General features: G+C 49.2%; 8 protein-coding genes. 4 read left to right on the plus strand and 4 right to left on the minus strand.

Annotated features, from left to right (window positions below; all coding sequences use genetic code 11):
* Positions 1 to 11: 11 nt before the first annotated feature.
* The 3 genes from rodA to C7B65_RS22890 all read right to left on the minus strand — a co-directional run bounded on the left by rodA (position 12) and on the right by C7B65_RS22890 (position 3,056).
* Entirely contained in the window at positions 12 to 1,289 is a 1,278-nt protein-coding gene (gene rodA, locus C7B65_RS22880; RefSeq protein WP_073071510.1) for a rod shape-determining protein RodA, read from the minus strand.
* A 70-nt stretch (positions 1,290 to 1,359) separates the two neighbouring features.
* Positions 1,360 to 2,430 carry an Mrp/NBP35 family ATP-binding protein gene (locus C7B65_RS22885; RefSeq protein ID WP_073071512.1) on the minus strand — a complete coding sequence of 357 codons (1,071 nt, stop codon included), beginning with the start codon at positions 2,428 to 2,430 and terminating at the stop codon, positions 1,360 to 1,362.
* Between the two features lie 89 nt (positions 2,431 to 2,519).
* Positions 2,520 to 3,056 (minus strand): SRPBCC family protein, encoded by a 537-nt coding sequence (locus C7B65_RS22890; protein ID WP_244913271.1) that lies wholly within the window; start codon positions 3,054 to 3,056, stop codon positions 2,520 to 2,522.
* Positions 3,057 to 3,505: 449 nt separating this feature from the next.
* On the opposite strand from C7B65_RS22890, the gene hemF reads away from it, so the two are divergent.
* A complete protein-coding gene (hemF, locus tag C7B65_RS22895) occupies positions 3,506 to 4,555 on the plus strand; it encodes an oxygen-dependent coproporphyrinogen oxidase (RefSeq protein ID WP_073071514.1) in 1,050 nt (349 codons plus the stop codon).
* Between the two features lie 255 nt (positions 4,556 to 4,810).
* Positions 4,811 to 5,170 carry an STAS domain-containing protein gene (locus C7B65_RS22900; protein WP_219898709.1) on the plus strand — a complete coding sequence of 120 codons (360 nt, stop codon included), beginning with the start codon at positions 4,811 to 4,813 and terminating at the stop codon, positions 5,168 to 5,170.
* Positions 5,171 to 5,179: 9 nt separating this feature from the next.
* On the opposite strand, the gene C7B65_RS22905 is transcribed toward C7B65_RS22900, so the two are convergent.
* Entirely contained in the window at positions 5,180 to 5,800 is a 621-nt protein-coding gene (locus C7B65_RS22905; protein ID WP_223257369.1) for a chromophore lyase CpcT/CpeT, read from the minus strand.
* A 12-nt stretch (positions 5,801 to 5,812) separates the two neighbouring features.
* Here C7B65_RS22905 and tadA point away from each other — a divergent pair, with 12 nt between their 5' ends.
* The gene (tadA, locus tag C7B65_RS22910; protein WP_219898710.1) at positions 5,813 to 6,322 is read left to right on the plus strand and encodes a tRNA adenosine(34) deaminase TadA; all 510 of its coding nucleotides are present in this window, start codon (positions 5,813 to 5,815) and stop codon (positions 6,320 to 6,322) included.
* 129 nt (positions 6,323 to 6,451) lie between these two features.
* Entirely contained in the window at positions 6,452 to 7,093 is a 642-nt protein-coding gene (locus C7B65_RS22915; RefSeq protein ID WP_073071520.1) for a hypothetical protein, read from the plus strand.
* Positions 7,094 to 7,507 lie beyond the last annotated feature (414 nt).

The raw sequence follows: 7,507 nt of genomic DNA on the forward strand, positions 1-7,507 counted from the left end.
AAGCTTCTCAATCAAAACTTTAATCGCTGGCGGAAATTAGCAACCGATTCGACTAGCCCGATCGCCAGAAAATTCATCAATAAAGCAGCGTTGCCAAAACTCAGCCAGGGAAGCGGGATGCCTGTTACAGGAGACAAATTGATCGTCATGCCCACATTAATCACGACCTGAAAGACGATCATTGAGAAGACTCCGATCGCTAACAGAGAGCCAAAATCATCTTTTGCATTCTGAGCAATAATCAGCAGCCGGAAGCAAATCAGCAGAAAGGTCAGCAAGACGGCTGCCGAGCCAATAAAACCAAGTTCTTCACCAATGGCGGTGAAAATAAAATCTGTATGCTGCTCAGGAATAAAGTTGAGTTGGGTTTGCGTCCCTTTGTAAAGTCCTCGTCCCCACAGTTCGCCTGCCCCGATCGCAATTCGTGACTGAATCAAGTGATAGCCACCGCCCAAGGGGTCTTGATCCGGGTTCATAAACATCGTGATTCGCTGTTTCTGGTAGTCCTTAAGAACGTACTGCCAGAGAACCCGTCCTAAACCGCCTGCAACCAGGTTGATCACAACCGGAACTAGAATTCCATAGAGCCTCCACGGCAGTGTTTTCCAGGCAGTCCAGCCGATCAGAGCGACCCAAAGCGCAATGACGATGATGCCGATCCCCCAAATGGGGAGCATTACATTAAACAAAATTGCTGAGATTACTGGAGACACCAGCAGCAGCAGCCATCCAGGGTTAGCATTGCCCCAGTAGAGCATGCCGATCGTGATCGAGCCAAAGACGAGCGCCGTTCCTAAGTTTGGTTCTAAAAACACCAGAATCCACGGCACCGCCGCGATCGCCAAAACTTTGACCATCATCGGAATGGTGGATGCCGATCGCTGATGCAAAACGGCGGCGATCGTAATGATCATGCCCAATTTGGCAAATTCTGAAGGCTGTACATTAAAGCCAAAAATATTAATCCAGCGCTGTGCCCCTAACTCTTCTCGCCCCACAAACATCACGAGTAAAAGCGAAGCATTGGTGATGCCATAAATCCACCACTTCCACTGCAACAGTTGGTCATAGCGCCACCGAGCAATCAGCAAGGCCAGCACCAGACCTACGCTGCCTGTGATCCAGTGTCGCCACCAGTCTGCCCACCCTGCGTTTAGCTCGACGCTGCGAATCATCAAGCCGCCGAGAATGGTGAGCGCGATCGGGGCAGCAAACAACCACCAGTCAACCTCCTGCCAGGGCTGCAACCAATGCTTAAAGCGAATCGGCAAAAAGGATTTCTGGAACATAGGTCAAGGGCGGGACATCAGCTAAGGAACGAGGGGAGATGTGAACTTTGAATCAATATTCAAAATTTATCTAAGTCAGCGCTGCAATTGACACTTTAGCAGCAATCTGCTGGGCGATCGCTCTCAGAGCCTGAGCCGAGGCAGAATCCGGATCACCTGCTACGATCGGCACCCCGCTATCTCCCCCTTCTCGAAGCGGAATTTCTAACGGCACACAGCCTAGAAGCGGGACGTTTAATTCCTGCGCTGTCTTTTCACCCCCCGCAGAACCGAAAATATCATAGCGGCGATCGGGCAGATCTGGCGGAATGAAATAACTCATATTTTCGACAATGCCCAACACCGGAACGCCGAGTTGTTGAAACATCTTTAAGCCCCGTCGCGAGTCAAGCAGTGCCACCGTTTGCGGAGTCGTGACAATCACTACACCTGCCATCGGGACGGCTTGCGCCATTGTGAGTTGAGCATCGCCCGTTCCGGGTGGCATATCGACGATTAGATAATCTAAATCGCCCCACTCGACTTGATAGAGAAACTGCCGAATTACGCCATTCAGCATTGGACCTCGCCAAATCACGGGCTGATCTTTATCAATCAAAAAGCCCATCGAAACGAGCTTGACTCCATGATTAAACGCAGGCTCAATAATGTCACCTTGGGCACCGGGTCGCACCGTCACGCCAACGCCTTCTAGCCCTAGCATGGTTGGCGCATTGGGTCCATAGATATCTGCGTCAATCAAACCCACTTTTGCACCTGCTTGGGCAAGGGCAACGGCGACATTGACCGCTACGCTGCTTTTGCCAACGCCGCCTTTGCCACTCGAAACGGCGATGATGTTTTTGACTCCGGCAATGCCTGTGCGATCGGGCAACGATTTCTGCGACGGGGTTTCGGCAGTCACTTCTACATCAATCTTGTTGACTCCCGGCAAAGTCTTAATCGCCCGTTCGCAATCTTCAACAATAAATTGGCGGAGCGGACAGGCAGGAGTCGTCAACACGAGGGTAAAGCTGACATTGCCGTCCTCGATCTTGACATTGCGAATCATGTTCAACTCCACCAAACTTTTGTGGAGTTCAGGGTCTTGAACGGGTTTAAGAACTTCTAAAACAGAACTAGCATTCAGCGTATCGAGCATTGTGTTCTCTACCCCAACAGCGGCGATCGGATGGCAACGATCTCGATCTTACCGCTAGGGTGGATCGTCAGGGGCATAAGTGAGGTAGCTCAAAAATCAAAACAGCCGCGATCGGGCGATGAAGGTTCAACGATCGGGTGCTCAACCGCCTGTGCCAAATCAGAGGCAACCCGTGCTGCGTAAGGTTTTGTCAGCGACCATACCAAAGGAGACAGCCACCCTTGCAGCGTCACTGAATAAGACACACACGTTCCCAAAACAGACGATTTAATTTCGTAGGTGACTCGTTCTTCAATTCCCGGCAGTGCCAAAATGCGAACACTGAGCAACGATTTGTCATCCACCCGTTCGACAAAAATCCGAATTGGAAACGGACCTAACCGAGTCATTGCCTCATAAATCAGCCCCGGTTTTGCCACCAGCCCATGAGGAAGATTGGTGCTAGACAGCAGAGGGTGCCAAGATACATCGGCTAAATCAATTATCTTTTTCCACACGTCATCGACTGATGCTGTGCTAATTGTCTGGTAAGTTCTCGCCAGCGTATATTGCAACCGCCGCCGTTTGCGATGAAGAAATTTAAATGGAAAGTTCACTCTATTTAACAAGTTCAGCATTTTCATCATCGCGATCGCGCTCCTGCAACTCAACCGGGAATTCCTATCCTAGATGAATGAGCAATTAAACCAGCATCCTCCATAAGACGGCTGTTTGCTCTCTAACAGTATGAAAAACCAAAAACTCAAACTGTATCGCTATCGTCCGAAATCTGGGGTTTAAAGTCAAAAATCTTGTGCCTAGTCTACGGGCTTTTCACAAATTCACAGAAATTAACAGTCGCGTAAACGCTGTTTTTTCTAAGAAAAGTCTGTTCTGACTAGTGTTGAGAAAGTTGGATGATCACAATTCACGATAGTCTAAATAGGTCTGCTGATTTGGGAAGCCACGGGGCTTTAGTTGCTTGCATTGACGAGACTAAAGTTATCTTCGCCGCGATCGCCCTCTCCAATAAGCGGGGATAAGGTGCTCCAATTTGCCAACCTCTACTTGAGTTAATTTCCAGGGATCGCAATTTATGACAGCTTTTTCCACTGAAGCCACCACCACCCAAGCTTTTCCCCCTTCTGATTCTCGCGATCGCGTCAGCCATTGGTTCAAGTCCTTGCAAGACAAGATTTGCCAGGGCTTAGAACAGGTCGATGGCGACGGCACTTTTCAAGAAGACAGTTGGGAACGCGCAGAAGGCGGCGGCGGTCGATCGCGCGTGATGAAAGAGGGCAAAGTCTTTGAGCAAGGCGGAGTCAATTTCTCTGAGGTTTGGGGAAAAGATTTGCCGCCCTCGATTTTGGTTCAGCGTCCCGAAGCTGCGGGGCATAGCTTCTACGCAACCGGAACGTCGATGGTGCTGCATCCTCGCAACCCCTTTGTACCAACCGTTCACTTAAACTATCGCTACTTTGAGGCAGGCCCAGTTTGGTGGTTTGGCGGTGGCATTGACCTCACGCCTTACTATCCTTTTGCAGAAGATGCCTCTCATTTTCACAATACGCTCAAGCAAGCGTGCGACATTTATCACCCAGAGTATTACCCTGCATTTAAGCTTTGGTGTGATGAATATTTCTATTTGAAACACCGTCAAGAGACTCGTGGCGTGGGTGGCATTTTCTTCGACTATCAAGACAGTCAAGGGGTGCTCTATCCGATTTCTTATCCCGGTTCGCAAATCGACACCCAGGCGGCAAACCACAGCAAAGAGGTGGGTGCGATCGAAGGACGCAACTGGGAAAAGCTGTTCTCTTTTGTGCAGGGTTGCGGCAATGCATTTTTGCCTGCTTATGTGCCGATCGTCGATCGGCGCAATGGCCTAGACTACAACGAGCATCAGCGCAACTTCCAGCTTTATCGACGTGGGCGCTATGTTGAATTTAATTTGGTCTACGATCGAGGCACCATTTTTGGCTTGCAAACTAACGGGCGCACCGAATCAATTTTGATGTCTCTGCCACCTCTAGTTCGCTGGGAATATGGCTTTCAACCCCAACCTGGTAGCCCTGAAGCTGAACTTTATGACACCTTTCTAAAACCTCAAGATTGGGTAAACTGGTCAGCTAACGCTAAAGCATAGAATGCTCGATCGCTGATTCAGCTTCTCAAGCGGGAGCGCGGAAGTCGAAAAATACCTAGACGAGAATCTAAGTATTATTGGTCTCTTGCGCTCCCCACTGTTTTGAGTCTGCCCCAGCCATTTGCTGCGTTAGAAATCAGGATTTGGGGGCATAACTGAGCTTGGTGTCCATTGCGTCCGAGCCTGCCCGACGAATCAACCTGAATATCTATAGCATGAGAAAAGCCAATGGTTTACATGGAGAAGGCAATTGACATGGAGCAAACAACGCACATCACCCAAGACGGAACCACCGTGATCATTCTCCAGCCTATGGGTCGCCTGGATATCACCACGGCTTGGCAGTTTCGTTTAAAGCTCCAAGAATGTATCGCCAAATTGAGCCGTCACGTGGTCGTCAATTTGGGTCAGGTCAATTTCATTGATAGCTCTGGCTTAACGTCGCTGGTCGCCGGAATGCGCGACGCTGACAAAGTTAGAGGTAGTTTTCGCATTTGTAACGTTCACCCCGAAGCAAAACTCGTCTTTGAAGTGACGATGATGGACTCGGTGTTTGAGATTTTTGAAACCGAATTAGAAGCGCTAGAGGGCATTCCGAGAGGAGTCGCGAGTTAAAAGAAGACCCTAATAGCCTTGGCGCTTTGTGAATTCATAAGCGCCTAAAATTGCTCCCCAAAGAGCTTTGCCCGTATCGGGGTCAATGCCTTTGTCGTAGCTCAAGAACTTCTCAGAGTTAGCTTCAAACCCCAAGGACACTTGGCGAGTTTCACCCTGATAGGGAAAGCAACAGCGAGCATTAGCAGGGGGCAACGCTTTAAAGTGGCTGCCCTGCAAAATCTGCGTGTGCGTCACCTGGAGAGTGCAGCCCGGTAAAACTTCTATGTGATCTTCGGTTAGATTTTCTAACAACTCTGGATGTTGCCCCGCGCCCAGGAACGCTGAAGGATCTTTAAACCGATAATATTGCACCTTTAATGGAAACTGAGGGTCATCTTCTGCTGACTGAATTCGCAGCAGCCGCTGACGATAGGCTTGATCTAGCTGCAACACATTCGCTTGTTCGGCAAACACCGTGAGGCTGTCTTGAGTGAACAGATTGACACGGCGATGCCAAGCTTTTAAGTGGACAAACCAAATAGGGTCAGAGATCGCTTGTTCTCGGTTATCAAATTCGCCCCATAAACAGTCAGCCAGCGTATTGATTAGCGCATTCATGAAGAGTGGTACGATCGCAACAAGTTTCACAATACTGCATCCTTGCCGTTTCAGATTTCTTCATCTCCGATCGACGACCCGACCTATCTCACGCACCGACGTTGGATGATTCGTGCCTTAGAGCTTGCAGAAGCAGCGGGCAACGCAGGTGATGTGCCAGTTGGTGCGGTGATTGTGGGTGCAAATGGGCAGATGCTTGCAGAAGCAGAAAATCGTCGAGAGCGTGACCACGATCCGACTGCTCATGCCGAAGTGCTGGCGCTTAGAGCCGCCGGACAGAAGCAGCAAAACTGGCATCTCAACGACTGTACCCTTTATGTGACGTTAGAACCCTGCCCGATGTGCGCGGGGGCGCTGGTGCTGGCTCGATTGGGGCGGCTTGTCTACGGAGCCGATGATCTCAAAGCGGGGGCAGTGCGATCGGTGTTAAATGTGCCAGACAGCGCGGCTTCTAACCACCCGTTGCCAGTGCTGGGCGGCATTTTAGAATCGGCCTGTCGTCAGCAGTTGCAGGATTGGTTTCGCGATCGCCGCAAGCTCACAGACTGCTAGATTGACGATTAACAGACTCCTACGATCTCATTGATTTGCAGGGGTTATAGCCCCACAACACTGTCTGGAATCGCAACTCATATCACTGTATAACTCTGTGAGCAGTCAGTTAGTGGTTACAGAATTCCTATGAAAAAGTTAATTTCAATGCTTGCGCTCTCAGCCTGTGCAGTCACTCTTATGGGTTGTGGTACTCTTCAAAGCCAAGCCGTTCAGAAGAGTCGATCGAGTCAAGCGTCAAATTTCAACTCTCAAGAAATTGCAGCGACTAACGCTGAGACTAGCAAAGTTGGAACCCCAGAAGTTCTAGCCGCTGAAACTCCTCAGCAGACGGATGCAAAGACGATCAGTAATGGCAACTGGACGGTTACGATCGCCAATATTAATTCGTGGTCTGGCGTGAATGGAACTGGAAATCTCAGCTATCACGGCTGCGACTCACAGGGAAAATGTATCGATCTGACGAACGGAACGATCAGTTGTCGCAATGGAATCTGCATCACAGGCTGGAAAAACGGGGACTATGTTTATGCGATCGCAGAACCGATCAGTGAATCAACACAGTCTCAATCCTCTAAAACAACGCTAACCGTTCGCAAAAATGACACTGAAATCTTAAGAGAAAGCGGATTCAGTGCCGTTCGCCAAGCCAACTCGCGAAACGGTTGCGCTCTAAGATTTAGTGCACGTTCGCACATTAAATGTCGCGATCGCCAACCTGCTTCCGCATTGAATCATCAGCCTAAAAACCTTGTCCATCAAGCCTTGTAGAGATTTTAACCTAGAAAGCGACATTTAACTGTTTTCGCAAGTTAAACGTCGCAAAGTTAATTTCGCAAATTAGAAGTCGTTTTGTCGAGAAAAAACTCTTCGCAAATTAGAAGTCGTTTTTCTTGGTGCAGCTAATTTTTCATATTGACGATCACTCTCTCGCAATAGGATTGACAACCATTAGAGTTTTTGTACAGCGCCAAATTAAAGGACATCGAGACACATTTGCGTCGTTCAGCCTCAGGTCATCAAGACTGCTAAGCCCTCTCTAAGCGAAAAATGGAGCTATACTGCATCAGGGCACAGATTGCGTGTTACGAAAGGACTGAAAGCGAAGCGTTAATAGGGAGTCTAACTCCTGTTTATGCGTCGTGTGGCATTGGTCAAGGCCATGAGAAATGGCAGTCTTGAACT

It is taken from the genome of Phormidesmis priestleyi ULC007 (genome assembly GCF_003003695.1).
In the GTDB taxonomy this organism is placed as follows: domain Bacteria; phylum Cyanobacteriota; class Cyanobacteriia; order Leptolyngbyales; family Leptolyngbyaceae; genus Phormidesmis_A; species Phormidesmis_A priestleyi_A.

Excerpts from the sequence above, each read along its gene's own strand:
- rodA (WP_073071510.1), bottom strand. The coding sequence starts at position 1,289 with ATGTTCCAGAAATCCTTTTTGCCGATTCGCTTTAAGCATTGGTTGCAG.
- C7B65_RS22885 (WP_073071512.1), bottom strand. The coding sequence starts at position 2,430 with ATGCTCGATACGCTGAATGCTAGTTCTGTTTTAGAAGTTCTTAAACCC.
- C7B65_RS22890 (WP_244913271.1), bottom strand. The coding sequence starts at position 3,056 with ATGATGAAAATGCTGAACTTGTTAAATAGAGTGAACTTTCCATTTAAA.
- hemF (WP_073071514.1), top strand. The coding sequence starts at position 3,506 with ATGACAGCTTTTTCCACTGAAGCCACCACCACCCAAGCTTTTCCCCCT.
- C7B65_RS22900 (WP_219898709.1), top strand. The coding sequence starts at position 4,811 with ATGGAGCAAACAACGCACATCACCCAAGACGGAACCACCGTGATCATT.
- C7B65_RS22915 (WP_073071520.1), top strand. The coding sequence starts at position 6,452 with ATGAAAAAGTTAATTTCAATGCTTGCGCTCTCAGCCTGTGCAGTCACT.